Source organism: Glycomyces tritici (genome assembly GCF_030403505.1).
The window spans coordinates 114,841-129,691 of the sequence record NZ_JAUEMJ010000013.1 but is presented as its reverse complement, the minus strand read 5'-3'; the positions used below and the strand labels follow the sequence as shown (position 1 = coordinate 129,691).

14 protein-coding genes are annotated in these 14,851 nt (G+C 72.1%); 9 read left to right on the top strand and 5 right to left on the bottom strand.

Translation table 11 applies throughout. The features are described from left to right. The first annotated feature begins 10 nt into the window (after nucleotides 1-10). Genes QWI33_RS27450 through QWI33_RS27440 form a run of 3 tightly spaced genes read left to right on the top strand, consistent with a single transcriptional unit; the run spans nucleotide 11 to nucleotide 3,735 of the window. Nucleotides 11-901 carry a DUF6807 domain-containing protein gene (locus tag QWI33_RS27450; RefSeq protein ID WP_289959882.1) on the top strand — a complete coding sequence of 297 codons (891 nt, stop codon included), beginning with the start codon at nucleotides 11-13 and terminating at the stop codon, nucleotides 899-901. Beyond that, complete coding sequence (locus tag QWI33_RS27445; RefSeq protein WP_289959881.1) at nucleotides 898-2,091, top strand: ROK family transcriptional regulator; 1,194 nt, start codon at nucleotides 898-900, stop codon at nucleotides 2,089-2,091. Before QWI33_RS27450 ends, QWI33_RS27445 begins: the two co-directional genes overlap by 4 nt. Before the next feature lie 51 nt (nucleotides 2,092-2,142). Next, nucleotides 2,143-3,735, top strand: coding sequence for a long-chain-fatty-acid--CoA ligase (locus QWI33_RS27440; RefSeq protein ID WP_289959880.1), 1,593 nt, complete (start codon nucleotides 2,143-2,145; stop codon nucleotides 3,733-3,735). Between the two features lie 439 nt (nucleotides 3,736-4,174). Here QWI33_RS27440 and QWI33_RS27435 read toward each other — a convergent pair whose 3' ends face one another. Next, nucleotides 4,175-4,786 (bottom strand): TIGR03086 family metal-binding protein, encoded by a 612-nt coding sequence (locus tag QWI33_RS27435; protein ID WP_289959879.1) that lies wholly within the window; start codon nucleotides 4,784-4,786, stop codon nucleotides 4,175-4,177. Nucleotides 4,787-4,866: 80 nt separating this feature from the next. Here QWI33_RS27435 and QWI33_RS27430 point away from each other — a divergent pair, with 80 nt between their 5' ends. From QWI33_RS27430 to QWI33_RS27415, 4 genes are all read left to right on the top strand, one after another. After that, a complete protein-coding gene (locus QWI33_RS27430; RefSeq protein ID WP_289959878.1) occupies nucleotides 4,867-5,355 on the top strand; it encodes a hemerythrin domain-containing protein in 489 nt (162 codons plus the stop codon). Nucleotides 5,356-5,494: 139 nt separating this feature from the next. Further along, nucleotides 5,495-5,848, top strand: a complete 354-nt coding sequence (locus QWI33_RS27425) for a PadR family transcriptional regulator (protein WP_289959877.1) — start codon at nucleotides 5,495-5,497, stop codon at nucleotides 5,846-5,848. Next, nucleotides 5,845-6,669 (top strand): ATP-binding cassette domain-containing protein, encoded by an 825-nt coding sequence (locus QWI33_RS27420; RefSeq protein WP_289959876.1) that lies wholly within the window; start codon nucleotides 5,845-5,847, stop codon nucleotides 6,667-6,669. Before QWI33_RS27425 ends, QWI33_RS27420 begins: the two co-directional genes overlap by 4 nt. After that, on the top strand, nucleotides 6,669-7,358 hold the full coding sequence (locus tag QWI33_RS27415) for a hypothetical protein (RefSeq protein WP_289959875.1): 690 nt from the start codon (nucleotides 6,669-6,671) through the stop codon (nucleotides 7,356-7,358). The genes QWI33_RS27420 and QWI33_RS27415 overlap by 1 nt, the downstream gene beginning before the upstream one ends. A gap of 17 nt (nucleotides 7,359-7,375) precedes the next feature. Here QWI33_RS27415 and QWI33_RS27410 read toward each other — a convergent pair whose 3' ends face one another. The 4 genes from QWI33_RS27410 to QWI33_RS27395 are packed head-to-tail and all read right to left on the bottom strand — an operon-like array spanning nucleotide 7,376 to nucleotide 12,475. Then, on the bottom strand, nucleotides 7,376-8,554 hold the full coding sequence (locus QWI33_RS27410) for a CHAT domain-containing protein (RefSeq protein ID WP_289959874.1): 1,179 nt from the start codon (nucleotides 8,552-8,554) through the stop codon (nucleotides 7,376-7,378). Beyond that, nucleotides 8,548-10,170 carry a hypothetical protein gene (locus QWI33_RS27405; RefSeq protein WP_289959873.1) on the bottom strand — a complete coding sequence of 541 codons (1,623 nt, stop codon included), beginning with the start codon at nucleotides 10,168-10,170 and terminating at the stop codon, nucleotides 8,548-8,550. The genes QWI33_RS27410 and QWI33_RS27405 overlap by 7 nt, the downstream gene beginning before the upstream one ends. After that, nucleotides 10,167-11,201, bottom strand: coding sequence for a hypothetical protein (locus tag QWI33_RS27400; protein WP_289959872.1), 1,035 nt, complete (start codon nucleotides 11,199-11,201; stop codon nucleotides 10,167-10,169). The genes QWI33_RS27405 and QWI33_RS27400 overlap by 4 nt, the downstream gene beginning before the upstream one ends. Next, nucleotides 11,198-12,475 (bottom strand): hypothetical protein, encoded by a 1,278-nt coding sequence (locus tag QWI33_RS27395; protein WP_289959871.1) that lies wholly within the window; start codon nucleotides 12,473-12,475, stop codon nucleotides 11,198-11,200. The genes QWI33_RS27400 and QWI33_RS27395 overlap by 4 nt, the downstream gene beginning before the upstream one ends. A 109-nt stretch (nucleotides 12,476-12,584) precedes the next feature. Between QWI33_RS27395 and QWI33_RS27390 the strand changes: the two genes are divergently transcribed. Further along, nucleotides 12,585-13,844, top strand: coding sequence for a PA2928 family protein (locus tag QWI33_RS27390; RefSeq protein ID WP_289959870.1), 1,260 nt, complete (start codon nucleotides 12,585-12,587; stop codon nucleotides 13,842-13,844). 69 nt (nucleotides 13,845-13,913) lie between these two features. Continuing rightward, nucleotides 13,914-14,702, top strand: coding sequence for a hypothetical protein (locus QWI33_RS27385; protein WP_289959869.1), 789 nt, complete (start codon nucleotides 13,914-13,916; stop codon nucleotides 14,700-14,702). The last annotated feature ends 149 nt before the right edge of the window (nucleotides 14,703-14,851 follow it).

Sequence of the window (14,851 nt, the reverse complement as noted above, 5' to 3'; positions counted from 1 at the left end):
TGGAGCCGCAATGGAGCACTCCGGCACTGCCCGCGCACTCCACGCCGACCAGCCCCTGCGACTCCAAGTCCACGGCCACGACGTCGCCGACTACGTATGGCGCTCCGACCTGCCCGCCTCCACCGCACCCCGCCCCTACCTCCACCCCGTCCGCACCCTCGCCGGCACCACCGTCACCGACGCCCGCCCCCACTCTCACACCCACCAGCTCGGCATCAGCATCGCCGCACCCGACATCGGCGGCCGCAACTTCTGGGGCGGCCGCACCTTCGTCGCCGGACACGGCCCCGCCTGGCTCGACGACCACGGCGCACAACACCACCGGCGCTGGCTGCGCCACACCGAATCCGAACTGGCCCACACCCTGCACTGGGTCGACGGGCAAGGCGCGGCCCTCCTCAGCGAGCGGCGCGCGATCGCCTGCGCCCCACTGACCTCGGACGCGTGGACGCTCTCCGTCCAGACCCGGCTCACGAACGCCACCGACCGGCCGCTGCCGATCCGCAGCCCCGCCTCCCTCGGGCGCGCCGGCGCCGGATACGGCGGGTTCTTCTGGCGCGGACCCGCCGTCAACGGACAAGTGCGGGTGCAGAGCCCCGCCGGGACCGGCGTGCGCGCCGTACACGGCACCACCGCCCCCTGGATCACCGTCTCCGGCCACAGTCCGAGTGCGCCGTGGACGATGCTGTTCGCACCCGCCGACGCGACCACCGCCCAGGACCGCTGGTTCGTACGCGCCCGCGACTACCTCGGCGTCGGCTCATCGCTCACATGGGACCGTCCACTAGTCCTGGAACCCGGCCAGCACATCGAACGGCATATCCTCGCCGTCGTGGCAGACGGCAACCTCACCCAAGACGCGGCCGCAGCGCTCGCCGACGCAGCGCGGCCCCCGGCATGAACGCCGCCCGCTCCAACGACCCCGCCCGGCAAGAACGCCTGCGCGCACTGAACCTCGAACTCGTATTCCGGCACGTCCTCGCCGCCGAAACCCCCGTCTCACGCACCGAACTCGCCGCCGCCACCGGCCTCACCCGCCCCACGATCACCCGCATCGTCGAAGAACTCATCGCCGGAAACCTCGTCACCGAAACCGGCGCGACCCCGGACGGCCGAGCCGGCCGACCCCGCATGGGGCTCACCCTCTCCCGCACCGGCCCCGCCGGACTCGGCCTCGACATCCGCACCGACGGCCTCGCCGCATGCGTCGTCGACCTCAGCGGCACCGTGCGCCACCTCGCCTTCGCCCCCATCGACGACACCGCCGCCCCGGCCGTACTCGAACGCCTGGGCCGCATGGCGACCGAAGCCGCCGAAGCCGCCGCCGCCGAAGGCCTCACCGTCATCACCGCCACCCTCGCCGTCCCCGGCCCCACCGACGCTGGGCTCGTCCGCACCGCCCCCTCCCTCGGCTGGCACGACGTCGACGCAGGCGCACTCCTCGCCCACCACCTCCGCCACCTCGACGTCCACACCAACGTGGACAACGAAGCGAACCTCGCCGCCCGCGGCGAACTCCACCGCGCCACCCCCGACCACTTCCTCTACGTCTCAGGCGGACTCGACATCGGCGCCGGCATCATCCTCGACCGCCGCCTCCTGCGCGGCTCCCACGGCTGGGGCGGCGAACTCGGCCACCTCACCGTCAACCCCCACGGCAAACCATGCCGCTGCGGCTCACACGGCTGCCTCCAGACCTACGCCGGCCTCGCCGCCCTCCTCGACGGCGAAACCCTCCCCCACGGCCTCACCCCCGACGCCACCCTCCTCACCTGGGCCGACGCCGGCCGCCCCGAAACCATCGCCGCCCTCGACACCGCCGCCACCGCCCTCGGCATCGCCATCGCCAACGTCCTCAACCTCCTCGACATCGACACCGTCCTCCTCGGCGGCAGCTACGCCCTCCTCTCCTCCTGGCTCATCGCCGGCGTCCAAACCGAGATCAACCAGCGCGTCCTCTCCGCCCGCTGGGCCCCCATCACCGTCCGCCCCGCGACACTCGGCCCCGACGCCGCCGCGATCGGCGCCGCAATGGCAGTCGTCGACCGCATCCGCCAAGACCCCACGGCATGGCTCGCCTCAGGACGATGACACCACCCGCCCGAACAGGGCAGGATGAGCGTTGAACGAAGGAGACGTGCAATGACGCACCAGCCCAACGGACCGCACGACGACGCCATCGACGGCCCCGGCCACGGGACCCTCTCGATCGCCGCCATCCTCGCCGAATCCGCCCGCCGCCGCCCCGAAGCCCCGGCCCTGCACTTCATGGACCAGACCATCTCCTACGGGACCCTCTGGGACCAGACCCGCGCCTACGCCGGCGCCCTCGCCGCCCGCGGCATCGGCCCCGGCTCACGGGTCGCGATGATCGTCCCCAACGTGCCGGACTTCCCCCGCGTCTACTACGCGGTCCTCGCACTCGGCGCCGTCGCCGTCCCCGTGCACCTGCTGTTCAAGACAGAGGAGATCCGGTTCGTCCTGGAGGACGCCGACATCGACCTGGTCGTAGCCGCCGCCCCGTTCCTCGGCGAAGCCGCCCCCGCAGCCGCGCTGGCGAGGGTCCCGCTGCTCACGGTCCTCGCCCCGGCGGGTCTCGAGTCGGGCGGCGAACCCGTTGCGCGACTGGAAGACGAGGCCGCCGCAGCCGAACCGATCGAACGCTATGCGGCAGTGCACCCGCTCGCCGCCGCCACGATCCTGTACACCTCGGGCACCACGGGCACCCCCAAAGGCGCGGTCGGCTCGCACCTCGCGGTGGTCGAGCAGGTCCACACCTGCCTCATCGACACTTGGGAGTACCGGCCCGATGACGTGCTCTACGGCGGGCTGCCGTTCTTCCACACCTTCGGCCAGACGGTGGTGCTCAACGCCGGCTTCCGGCGGGGCGCGGCGATCATCCTGCTGCCGAAGTTCGACCCCGACGAGGCCCTGGCGCTCCTGGTCCGGCATCGGGCCACGGTGTTCGCGGGCGTGCCCACGAACTACGCCGCAATGGTCGCGGCCGCGGGCCGATCCGCCGACCGCCCGCCGCTGCGGTACGCGATCTCAGGCGGCGCGCCCTTGCCGACGGCCCTGCTGGAGGCATTCGAAGCCGCATACGGCGCGCAGGTCCACGAAGGCTACGGCCTGACCGAGACCTCGCCGGTGTGCAGCTTCAACCTGGTGTCCGAACCGATCCGGCCCGGCACGGTCGGCAAGGCGATCTGGGGTGTCGACGTGGCGGTCGCGGACCCGGAGATCGACGACCGCATCGAGCTGCTGCCTCCCGAGTCCTTGGGCGAGATCGTGGTGCGCGGCCACAACCTCATGAAGGGCTACCTCGGCCGCCCCGATGCCACGGCCCTGGCCGTGGTCGACGGCTGGTTCCGCACCGGCGATCTGGGCACTGTGGATGAAGGCGGCGTGATCCGGATCGTCGATCGCAAGAAGGACATGATCATCCGCAACGGCTACAACGTCTATCCGACCGAGGTCGAGGCGGTGCTCTCCCGTCACCCCGCCGTGTCGCTCGCGGCGGTCTTCGGTGTGCCGCATGCCGAGCAGGGCCAGGAGGTCCATGCCGCGATCGTGCCGGCCGAAGGCGCCGACCCGGACCCGGCCGAGCTGGTCGCGTATGTGAAGGCGAAGATCGCCGCTTACAAGTACCCCCGGGTCGTCCATGTGGTCGAGGCGCTGCCGCTAGGGCCTAGCGGGAAGATCCTCAAACGGGAGCTCCAGCGCCTCCACGGTTAAGAGTCCACGGAAATCAGAAAATGCGGGCGGCCGGTTTGGTGTGTCCGGCCGCCCGCTGGTGTTCCTCCGTGGAGGAGGTGTGGCCCGTGTGCGGGGACCGCGCGCGGGTGGGTTCCCGCGCGCGGTCTCGGTATGGTGGCGTTCGCGAATTCCCTCTATCGCCGCCATCCCGCAAGGCCAGATGGCTTTTTTGTATCAAGGCTGACACGTGTTGTAGTTGGCCCGCAACAGAAAGTTTCTGCCTGTGGATAACTTTTCGCGCGAGCACGTCCTTCCTGGACACGACCTTGTGGATGGTGGTGGTGAGTGCGGTGTTGCCGCTGTTCAGACGCATGCATCAACACTGTCACGGGGTGCGGCGGAGCGGCAACAGTGAGTTTTCCGCCTGTGGATAACTTCCGCTGCGCTGGGGAGAACCAGGGTTCGAGCCGGGGTCGGGCTATCGGTTCGGTCGGGGCTTCCATTCGGGGTCGCGACCGAGGATGGCAAGGAGGCGACTCAGGTCGCCTTGGCCCGCATCGATGGGGACGGCCGGGGCGAACGGCGCGAACGGGCCGTTGCGGGTGGGGCCCTCAAGCGGTACCTCCGCGGCCAGCAGCAGCACCGCATCGAGGAGGTCGTCGTCGAACTCGGGCGTGAGCCCGATCGACACGGCCACATCCCAGCCGTGCACGACGTAGTCGATGAAATGGAAGCCGAGGGCCTGCTTGCCGGCGACCTGGACGGACTGGTCGGCGCCGACGAGGATCGGCCAGTCGCGCTCGAGCGCTCCCTCCGAGGCGAAGGCGTCGACCACCTCGGCGGCCGACGCCGCGAAGGTATCGCCCGGGGCGGCCGACACGGGCCTGTCGGCCCAGGTGGCCGGATCGAACGCCTCGCCCCGGGCTGCCGAGGCGAAGCCGTGGTTCTGCCCGGTCATGTGGGCGAGCAGCTGCGAGAGATCCCAACCAGCGCAAGGGGTTTCCGAGTGGAGCTGGTCGTCGCGGACCTGTTCGACGATTGCCGCCGCGATGGTCATCGTGCGGCGGTGAAAGGAGAGGAGGTCGGTCATGATCCGGATCATAGGCGGCCCGCGCCCGGGCCTGCGCGGGTAATATCGCTCGCGGCGCTTTCGCCCCCGGGCGGGTCGCCGTGATCGAAGGAGACACCTCAATCAGTTCCGACACCGACCGCCTGGTCGCGTTCAGCACCCAGCTTCGCAATGTCCACCAGCGCCTGCGCAAGGCGCTCGACCTCGCCCGCCGCTCCATCGACGGTGAATTCGAAGAAACAGACGGGCAGGACCTCCTCCTGTTCTGCCGCGGCTTCTGCTCGGCCCTCAGCGGCCACCACCGCAGCGAGGACGGCGGTCTCTTCCCGCAGGTCATCGCCGAGCACCCCGGGCTCAAGCCCGTGATCGCCAATCTCATGACCGACCACAACATGCTCGAGCACCTCATCGGCCAGCTCACCGCCGCAATGGACTCCGGCGCCGGCCCCGACGAGCTCCACCGCCACCTCGACGGCATCAGCGCGGTCATGGAGACCCACTTCCGGTACGAGGAGAGTCAGCTGCTCGTCATCCTCGACGCGCTCGCCATCGAGGGCGAGCCGGCGCAGCTGCTCGGCGATCTCGTCTGAACTTCCATGTGGGCCGGTCGATCCGCTTGCGGGTCGACCGGCTTTGCCGTGCTGTGCGAGTGAGTTTCGGAGAGTGCGGGGACGCGGAAATTTGGTACCCAGTCTCTCTATCTAGTGGTAGTCAGTTAGGCTACTTAGCATGCTGGATGCGATGAGGCAGCAATGGCTGCACGGATTTCTCGACCTCTGCCTGTTGTGCCTGTTGGGTGAGCGCCGCGACTACGGGCTCGGGCTCGCGCAGCGGCTCGCCGAGTCGGGTTTCGGTGAGATCCCCGGCGGGACGCTGTACCCCTCGCTGCTGCGACTGGAGAAGCAGGGCCTGGTCCAGGCGGACTGGGTGTCCTCCACGGTTGGACCGCGGCGCAAGTACTACCGGCTCACCGCCGAAGGCCGGGCCGCGGCCGACGAGCGGGTCGCCGTCTGGCGCGAGTTCCGCCAGGCCATGGACCGCATCGCCGACCGCGTCGACCTGGCCGAGGTGGAGGCCTCGTGACCGGCGACGAATGGCACGACTCCTTCACCCGCGTACTCCTCGAGCAAGGCGTCGATCCCGCTGAGGCGCAACGGCTCTCGGAGGACAGCCGCGCCGAGGCGATCGCGGCGGGCCGCCACCCCGCGCAGCTCTTCGGACCCGCGGCGGCGTATGCGGCCGCGGTGGCCCGCGCCGCCCGGCCCGCGCCCTTGCGCGCGCCGCTCGCCAGGGCCAGGGGGCCGGTCGTCCTGCGCCTGGCCGGCGTGACGAAGCGGTACCGCCGCCGCGAGGTCCTCCGCGGCGTCGACCTGACCCTGCACGCGGGCGAAGTGGCGGCCGTGACCGGCGCGAACGGCGCCGGCAAATCCACCCTGCTCGACATCTGCGCAGGAACCACCAAGGCCACCAGCGGCGTCGTCGAACGCACCGCCCGCATCGGCTACGCCCCGCAGCAGCACGGCGTCGCCCCCTACCTCACCGCCGACGAGCACTTCCGCCTCTTCGGCGCGGTGCACCGCATGGGCGCCCGCAAAGCCGTCGCCACCGGCGCGCACCTCGCCGCCGGACTCGGTTGGCGGCCCCGGCCCGGCGTCGTCGCGTCCCAGCTCTCCGGCGGCACCCAGCAGAAGCTCAACGTCGTCCTGGGCGAGCTCAGCCGGCCCGACCTGATCCTGCTCGACGAGCCCTACCAGGGCTTCGATCAGGACTCCTATCTGGACCTGTGGGCCCAGGTGTACGCGTGGCGCGACGCGGGCGCCGGCGTCCTCGTCGTCACGCACCTGCTCCACGACCTCGACAAGGTCGACCACCTGCTCGAACTCCAAGGCGCGGAGGACCGCTGATGCTGCTCGCCATCGCAGGGATCAGCCTGCGCGAACTCACCCGCCGCCGCGCGGCGCTCCTGCTCGTCATCGCCCTGCCCCTGGCGTTCTACGCCGCCAGGAGCGACGAACCGGGCCAGGCCGTGCGCTTCCTCGCCCTCGGCGTCGGCTGGGCGGTGGCGACGCTCGCCCTGTTCTCCCATGTCGGCTCCCGCCACCTCGACCGGCGGCTCGCCGTCGTCGGCGCCTCGCCCACGGCCCTGCTCCTCGGCAGGCAGCTCGCCCTCCTCGGCACCGGCTTCACCATCGCCGGCGCCTACCTCGTCCTCGTCGCGGTGGCGCAGGACGTCGAGCGGCTCTGGGCGGTCGCGCTGCTCCTGGGGACGACGGTGCTCGTCGCCGCGCCCCTGGGCGCGGTCGTGAGCCTCGCGCTCCCGCGCGAACTCGAGGGCGCACTGGCGCTGCTGGCCGTCATGGCCACCCAGATGCTCGCCGATCCTGAAGGGACGCTCGCGAAGGTCCTGCCGCTGTGGTCGACCCGCGAGCTGACCACGTACGCGGTCGATGCGACGGGCGAGGAGTTCCTGCACCGGGGCCTGCTGCACTTCGCCGCGGCGTTCGCGCTGTGCGCCTGCGGCGCTTGGGCTGCGGCGGTCGTCCGGTTGCGGCCGAGCACCCCGCCCGAGCCCGTCCCCGCGACGGCAGCCTGACGAGTACGGCGCGGCCGTCAGCCGAAGGTAGTGCCGAAGGCCGCCCAGATGATCGGGGAGTCTTCAAGGCGGCCGTGGGACTCCCATTCAGCCGCATGGGCCCGCTGCCAGGCGCTCAAAGCGGCGACCGGGTCGGGGGACCGGTGGGCCCGGTCGACGGCGAGGACGACTTCGGGGATCACCGTGGTCTCGGGTGTAGCCCGGGGGGCGAAGCGCCGCAGGCCGGCGTCCGTGGGGAGCGTCCAGCGGGTCGCGGTCACGTACTGCGCTCCAGTGTGGAGGGCGGCGGCGACGAGGCCGACCGGTTCGGCGAAGCGGGCTTCGCCGCCGCTTTCGCACGCGATGAGCGCGACCCGGTTCGGCATGCGCCAGGCGCCGGGCGACTCGGGGCGGTGGCCGAGCACGATGTCCGCGGCGGTGAGCGGGCGGTGGCCCGCGACGACCGCCGCGCGACCGGTCGTGCCTGGGCCGCAGCTCAAATGGAGACGGGCGTCGAGGCCGTGGGCCGAGGTGGTCACGTGTCCTACATAGAGGAAACGGGAGGCTTCGGCGAGCGCGGGTTCGAGGGTGTCGCGGGTCTGGTCCGACCTGCGGAATGCGGTGTTCTCCAGGCCGAGCTGCTCGGCGAGCGCGCCGCCTTCCGGGCCCAGCACTGAGCCGAGAGCCGCTGTCGCGCCGGGGATCTTCGGGTCGAGCACGGCGGCGACGCGGCCGTCCGGGTTCCATGGGCTGATTCGACGTTCGTGAGCGTTGCGCACGGTCGCGGGGGGCAGGACCGACATGTCGGCGTTGGTCACGAACCGCTCGCGGTCGTCGACTCGCAGTGCCTCCCAAGGGACTTGGGCCGTGGCGTGGGAGGGCTGGATGCGCACGTGAGGGCGGATGCCCTGCTCGAGGTAGGCGTTCAGCTCCATCGCCAGTTTGTGCGGGATGAGCGCCCGGGCGAGTGACCACGCGAGTTCGAACTCGCGCTCGGGGTCGGTGAGCGGGCCGTTCAGTGAGCGTTCCAGCGCCTGTTCGACGGTCTCGCCGGGAAGCGGGGTCGGGAGCGAGGCCGCGAGTTCGTCCAGGACCGGCCAGACGGTCTCGCCGGGGACCACGATGTTCTGGATCGCGCCGAGCTCGTGCTCCCAGCGCCATGTGTAGAACAGGTGGTCGGTGTCGACGAGCTTGAGCTGGACCGTGGGCGTCACCATGCGTCGACCACCTGGTCGGAGCGGATCGCGAACCCGTACCACTGCTCGGCTGCGGCGATCCACGGCTCCAGGGCGGACGGCCGGTTCGGGTTGACGCGCATCCGGGGTGGCAGGGCGAACCGCGGTGTCGGGAAGCCCGCCGAGACGCCGGTGACGAACGCCGACGCGGCGAACGAGAGCTCCTCGGTCGCCGCGGTGGGCATCGGGGGCTCGAACGCGTCGATACCGGTCGTGAACGCGGCGGCCGGGCTCGGCGCGTGCAGCGACATCGTGCCGCTCATGTGCTCGAGGAGTTCGGAGATCAGCGCCCCGTCCTGCAGGGCCATCGCCAGGTGCAGCGCGTGCGCCATGGCCGGGATCGCGACCGTGGCGGCCCACTGCTCCCGGGCCGTGCCGGGCGCGTACGTGTGGCGGATCGCGTCGGTGGCGAGCGCGGAGGGCAGGGAGAGGTAGAGCGCCTTCTGCATCAAGTCCAGCTGCTCGTGGGGTTCGGTCGCGCGCTCGGCCAGGTCCGAGAGGGCGATGGCGCGCCGCATGTCGACTCGCGCGAGGTGGTAGCGCGCACCGGTCTCCTGGTAGAGCGCGCGTGCTTCGAGGTAGGCGTTCTCGGCCGCGTAGAGGTCGCCTTCGGCCGCGAGCATGTCGCCCTGGAGGCCGAGGGCTTCGGCGAGCATCACCACGTGCCCTGCGCCGCGGAACGTCTCGGTCGCTTGCGGGAGCAGGGAGCCCGCCAGGTCGGTGTCGCCGATCTGGAACGCGGCGTGCGCGCGTCCGAGGCGGATCTCCGCGGCTCGCAGCGGCTGCTCGCCGTCGAGGAGCGCCTGTTCGGCGGCGGCGAGGAGTCGCACGGCGGTGTCGGTGTCGCCGCGGCGGGCGGCGACGCGGCCCTGGTTGGCGACGACCAGCGCGGCTTCGGTGGTGTTGCCTGCCGCGGTGTGGATCTGCTCGGCCAGGCGCAGGTAGGTCATGGCGGCGTCGTGCTCGTTGTGGGATTGCGCGATGAGGGCGAGGTTCGAGTAGGGGTGGGCGGCGAGGCGGGGGTCGTGGGCGGTGGCCAGTGCGAGGGCGTGGCGGGCGGCGGCCTCGGCCGCTTCGAGCTGTTCGAGGTAGATGAGTTGCACGGTGCGGGTGTTGTGGACGGTGAAGGCCAGCAGCCGGTTGTTGTGGTCGTCGTCGGCGGTGTCGATGAGGAGGAGTGCGGTGTCGAGGTCGGTGAGCGCGTCGTCGTAGCGGCCCAGGAGCTGGAACGTCTGGGCGCGGTGGATGAGGACGGAGGTGCGGACGGCGACGGTGCCGTACCGGTCGCCCGCTTCCCGTTCAGCGCGTTCGCAGGCGAGGAGTGCCTCCTCGGCGAGGCGGAGGGCTTCGTCGGTGTCGCCGCGGTGCTCGGCGAGGGAGGCGAGGTTGCCCAGGACTCGGGCGCGGGCGTCGAGTCCGGCGGCGTCGATGTCCGGTACGAGGGTGAGCCGGTAGGCCTCTTCGAACTTCGCGGTCGCCTCGGTGGGGCGGCCTTCGGCCACGAGGCGGGCGGCGGCGTTGTTGATGTCGCGCATCGGGGCCCAGCGCGGGCCTGAGCTTTCCTTGCCGTGGAGGCCGATCAGGTCGTCGTCGGTCATGCGGCGCGCTCGGCGAGGCTGGCGTTCGGGTCGGTGCGGCGTTCGCGGGCGTATTCGATGATCGCGGCCCGGTGCGGCGCCTCCTCGGCGTCGACCGGTTCGCTCACGAAGTCGGGGGAGTAGACCCAGAGGTTGCGTTGGGCGGCGGGGAGCATGAGGAACGCTTGCGGCGCTTCGGCTTCGCCGGTGAAGTCCCCGGTGGCGGGGTCGAGCCGCAGCGGGACGTCGACGTTGCCGATGGCGGCGGCCAGGCGCAGGTCGCGGGCTTCGGGTGCGGCCGGGACGGTGACGTGGACGGCCAGGCCGCCTTCGCGCTGCGTGAGGGTCCAGGTCGCCCCGGCGGCGGCGTCGACCAGGCCTTGGGGGACCCGCTCCCAGGCGACGGGTCCGCCGCCGCTGGCGAGCGCGAAGTCGACGGCGGGGGTGCCGCTCGCGGCGAGCGCCCAGTCCTCGCGGCGGAGCTGCGCGGGTTCGCGGCGCAGTTCGATGCCGTAGTCCTCGGCGAGTGCTTCGAGCGCGGCCGTGAGTTCGGTGGCGCCGTGGGCTTGCGCCGCCGCCACGTCGGCGTCGGCGAGCGCGCGTTCGACCGCTTCGTCGTCGTCGAGGAGGTGTTCGACGGCGGCGGTGCGCCAGGCGGTCTCGGCCCGCAGGAGCCCGGTGTCGAGTGCGGGGATCGCGGCGGCGTGCGAGGACGGCCACCACGCTTCGGCCCACCGCAGGTGGGCGAGGCGCCGGGCGGCGTCGAGGACCGGTGAGTCCCATTCGGTGGTGATCGTGTCGTCGCCGTTGAGGATCGCGCTCGCGGCGTCGGGTCCGTAGATTTCCCAGAGCCAGTCGGCGGCCAGGTCGCTGTCGTGGATCTCGGCGGCGGGATGGTCGCGGCGGTCCAGGACGTCCCAGTAGAGGAGGGCGCCGCGCGCTTCGAGGAGGGCGGTGCGCTCGGGGTGGGGGCGGACGACGCCGGGCGGGTTCGTTCGCCAGGCGCCGACGATGACGACGGCGCGGACGCGGCCGACCGCGAACTCGGTCATGCCGGGCCTCCGTCGCGTTCGAGGAGGCGCCTGAGCCGGTCGCGCTGGTCGAGGAGGACGGACCGGAAGACGCCGTCGAGGAGGTCCCACACGTCGGCGGCGGCGGTGGTCTCGCCGCGCAGTTCGCGCCCGTGCAGGCGCGCCCACAGTCGCCGGAGGTAGGGGCCCTGGACGTACACGATCTCGTGCTTGAGGTCGTCGGGGACGTTCGCCGATTCGGGGTCGGCGAGTCGGTGGACGGCGTGGACGTACGCCTCGCGGGCGTAGCGGGCCTGCAGGCGCCCGTTGGCGTCCGAGGTCAGGGGCGGGTCGACCCAGTAGTCGATGCCGTTGCTGGCGTCGCGTCCGAGCGCCATGGCGACGCGGCTGGGTTCCTCGGCGAGCTGCCAGGCGGAGGCCGAGCGGTGGATCTCGCCGACGACCATCGTGGGGATGTCGGCCATGGAGGCGCGCTGGAACACGGCGGTGAACGCCGCGAACAGTCGCTCCATGATGGACCGGTCGAACGGGGGCGGGAGCCGCCGCTTGGAGGCGCGGTCGCCCAGTGCCGGGGGCGCGGGCCGGTCCTTCTCGGTGAGCCCGTAGTCGCGGGCGACGCGCGGCCGGTCGAGTTCGGCCGCTTCGGCGGTGCCGGTCCCGTTCGCCGCCAGGGCCTTCCAGGCGCGCTCGTCGGGCTCGGTCGCGCAGGTGTCGAGGAACGCGGTGAGCCCGTCCCGCGGGGCGGGGCCGGGGGCGGGCCGGTCCGCCCAGGCGTGCTGGAGGAGCCCGGCGAGACGAACCACCTGGTCGGGGTCGGTCATGAAGCGGCGCAGCCGGTCCACGGTGACCTCGCCGCGCTCGGCCCGCACTTCGGCGACGGTCTCGGCCGCGATCGCCTCCGCGTCCGGGACGGCGCGCGGGTCGCCGTGCTCGTGCGCGAGTTCGAAGCAGCGCTGGAAGTAGAGGTCCTGCGGGTTGCCCTCGGTGACGCCCGCGCGCCGCCGGGCCTGCTTCAGCAGCTGGAACCAGGCCGCGGTCGCGGCCAGGGCCGGGCCCGCCTCGAGCAGGACGCGGCGCAGCTCGTCGACGTGCTCGACGCCGACCATGCCGCCGGCGAACCGCGGATTCATGGTGGGGCGCAGCACGAGCGGGTCGAGGAGGAGTTTCACGGTGCGCGCGAGCGGGCGGCCCGACGGGTTGCTCAGGGGCGCGACGCCGTCGCCGAGCTGGGCCCAGGCGTCGGCGATGAGCATGCCCCGGGGCACGGCCGCCCCGGCCGCGATGCTCTGCACCATGACGCGAAGTGTAGTCGGGTCCGGCCCTTCGCGGGCGCCGCCGAAGTTGTGATCGGTAGGGGCCGAACCGGGGGGACGCTGGAGCCCACAGCGTTCAAGGAGACCCGTCATGAGCCACGTCCCCGGATACTCGTCGGCCCGGCCGTTCCCCGCCCACCAGCAGGCCGTGCACTCCCCGTACGGCACCCCGAGCCACCCGCTGACGCCGAAGCCGCGACGCCGGGGGCTGCTCGGGGCGTTCGCGCTGATCTGGGTGCCCGGGTTGCTGATCGGGGCCGTGGCGATCGGCGGCGAGTACCTCACCGCGCCCGAACCGGACGTCGCGATCCAGTCCGGGATCGGCTTCGCGCACTACGCCGGCGCCGACCTCGCGCTCGTCCCGTACGACCGCAACGGGTCCGGGGACCTGATCACCTCGTTCGAGCACGAGATGTTCGAGGTGCGGATCGCCGCGGTCGACCTGGCGACCGGCGACACCGCGTGGGACGTGCGGCTCGCTGAGGAACCGGCCTGGAAGACGGCCGTGGTCGCGGCGGGGGAGCACTACGCGTACCTCGCCTCGGACGACGGGCTGATGATCCTCGACCTCGCCGACGGCGATCTCGTCACCGCTCCCGGCGACGTGCCCGGTCTCGAAGGCTCCCAGTCGGTCTCGGGTGCGGCCTACGGCTTCGACCCCGCGCTCGGCGCCGTCGTCGCGCTCGACGTGAACGGGGGCGTCCACACCATCGCCCTCGACGCGCTCGAAGCGACCCCGGCCGACGCGGGCACCACCGCCACCTGGTCCGGCCTGCTCTTCGCCGAAGGGACCGTCCCCGACATCGGCGGCATGACCAGCACCGAAGCGCTCCTCGCCGACGGCGAGGCCACGGTGCGGATCGAGCCGGTCGCCGACAACGCCCTCGGCGGCGGCCTCGTCCTCAGCGACTCCGAAGGCGAACGCGCCCTGGGCACCCGCGTGTTCTACGGCGCCGGGATCGTCCTCGACCAGACCGCCCTCGTCTCCCAGTTCACCGTGGAGATCGACGTGGACGCGCTCATCGAGGAGTTCATGGAGGACGCGGCCGCCGCCGGCCAGGAGCTGTGGACCGGCCTCGGCACCACCGCCGCCGGGGCCGCCTCCGGGCACGTCCTCGTCGAGCACCAGCCCGAACCCGCCGTGGACGCGTTCGCGCTCCACGTCGTCGACCTCGCCACCGGCCAGGTCACCGCCTCGCTCGACACCGGCAGCCGCCTCGGCCGCGCCCTGACCGGCCCCTCCGGCCACACCGCCGTGATCGCCGCACCCGAAGGCTCCTACTGGCTCGGCGACCTCGTGATCGTCGCCCCCGAAGGCTCCATCGAACGCGTCGAGATCGGCCGCGACTGACCGAAACCTGTGACCGGTAGGCGCAGGAACCACCAGAGACTGAACCGAACAACCCGAAAGGAACACCTCATGTTCAAGACCATCGCCGTCATCGGCCTCATCGTCGGCGCCGCACTCACCGCCGTGTTCGTCTACACCGGCCTCACCAGCGAGGGCCCCGCCGCCTGGGCCAACGGCTGGATGGCCGGACCGATCGTCCTCCTCGCCACGCTCCCCTTCTTCTCCATCTCCCGCATGGCCGACGGCGCGATCCGCGAGATGCGCGGGCTCGGCGCGAAAGGCTTCGAAGGCGCCCCGATCGCCATGGGCACCATCGTCTCCGCCTCCCGCACCGGCCTGAGCATCAACGACCAGCCGCAGCTGGAGATCCTGTTCGACGTCGACACCATGGACGGCCAGTCGTTCCGCGGCGTCGCCAAGGCGATCATCGACATCACCGAACTCGCCGCAGTCGTCCCCGGCGCGGTCCTGCCCGTCCGCTACCGGCCCGGCAGCACCGACGGGATCATCGCCATCGCCGCCGACGCCCCGCAGCAGGAGCTGCAGGCCGTGCTCGACCGCGTGCGCGTCGCCAAGGGCCTCGTCACCCCCCGCCAGCTCCAGATCTCCGAGCAGGGCGTCGAAGCGAAAGCGGTCGTGCTGGCGCTCAACCCGACCGGCGAGATCCAGGGCGACCGCGCCGTCATGGACATCAAGTTCCGCGTCACCCGCGCCGACCAGACCGCGTTCGACCTCGACCAGCGCAAGCCCGTCGACGCGAGCGCGCTGCCGCAGCTCCAGCCGGGCATGGTCGTGCGGGTCCGGTACCTCCCGCACGACGAGACCGAACTGGTGGTCCTCACCTCGCTCAACCCGTGAGGGCCCCCGCGGCCGGGCCGGCGCGGACGACCGCGCCGGCCCGCACCGGGGCCTCGAACGACCCCCGGCCCCGGGCCCCCGCGTGACGCCCCGTTCCCCGCCGCCGTCGGATGGTGGTGACACAGTAGACCGAGGGTCCGGCACCGCGA

Bases quoted from the DNA above. Each gene is read 5' to 3' on its own strand.
- QWI33_RS27390 (WP_289959870.1), top strand. From the start codon at position 12,585: ATGAGCCACGTCCCCGGATACTCGTCGGCCCGGCCGTTCCCCGCCCAC.
- QWI33_RS27425 (WP_289959877.1), top strand. From the start codon at position 5,495: ATGCTGGATGCGATGAGGCAGCAATGGCTGCACGGATTTCTCGACCTC.
- QWI33_RS27435 (WP_289959879.1), bottom strand. From the start codon at position 4,786: ATGACCGACCTCCTCTCCTTTCACCGCCGCACGATGACCATCGCGGCG.
- QWI33_RS27415 (WP_289959875.1), top strand. From the start codon at position 6,669: ATGCTGCTCGCCATCGCAGGGATCAGCCTGCGCGAACTCACCCGCCGC.
- QWI33_RS27445 (WP_289959881.1), top strand. From the start codon at position 898: ATGAACGCCGCCCGCTCCAACGACCCCGCCCGGCAAGAACGCCTGCGC.
- QWI33_RS27410 (WP_289959874.1), bottom strand. From the start codon at position 8,554: ATGGTGACGCCCACGGTCCAGCTCAAGCTCGTCGACACCGACCACCTG.
- QWI33_RS27440 (WP_289959880.1), top strand. From the start codon at position 2,143: ATGACGCACCAGCCCAACGGACCGCACGACGACGCCATCGACGGCCCC.
- QWI33_RS27385 (WP_289959869.1), top strand. From the start codon at position 13,914: ATGTTCAAGACCATCGCCGTCATCGGCCTCATCGTCGGCGCCGCACTC.
- QWI33_RS27400 (WP_289959872.1), bottom strand. From the start codon at position 11,201: ATGACCGAGTTCGCGGTCGGCCGCGTCCGCGCCGTCGTCATCGTCGGC.
- QWI33_RS27405 (WP_289959873.1), bottom strand. From the start codon at position 10,170: ATGACCGACGACGACCTGATCGGCCTCCACGGCAAGGAAAGCTCAGGC.
- QWI33_RS27450 (WP_289959882.1), top strand. From the start codon at position 11: ATGGAGCACTCCGGCACTGCCCGCGCACTCCACGCCGACCAGCCCCTG.
- QWI33_RS27395 (WP_289959871.1), bottom strand. From the start codon at position 12,475: ATGGTGCAGAGCATCGCGGCCGGGGCGGCCGTGCCCCGGGGCATGCTC.